Here is a 218-nt window from a genome sequence, read left to right as displayed (position 1 = left end):
ACTGGCCCGAAACAAATGTAGGAGCAGCCTTGTGCTGCGAAGCGCCGCGCGGGCGGCGCTCGATCTCATAGGCGCTGAATGTGTTGTGGCGGACACCTGGTGGCCCTTGATACGGCCTTCGCCAGGAATATTCCAAATAACTGAAATTAAAGGTTGACGCCCTTCCGAATCCCCTTATAATGCGCCCCACTTCCAGCGACATCGGAACGACAAACTCC

General features: G+C 56.0%; 1 protein-coding gene. It reads right to left on the bottom strand.

Annotation, left to right across the window (positions count from 1 at the left end; all coding sequences use genetic code 11):
- Positions 1–218, bottom strand: a 218-nt coding sequence (locus tag SB756_RS36555; protein WP_410914155.1) for a hypothetical protein, incomplete at both ends; no start/stop codon positions are given.

Origin of the sequence: Pseudomonas sp. SIMBA_068 (genome assembly GCF_046534705.1) — a bacterium.
Taxonomy (GTDB): domain Bacteria; phylum Pseudomonadota; class Gammaproteobacteria; order Pseudomonadales; family Pseudomonadaceae; genus Aquipseudomonas; species Aquipseudomonas putida.
The sequence above is the reverse complement of the archived record's forward strand: the minus strand, read 5'-3'. Positions and strand labels throughout refer to the sequence as shown.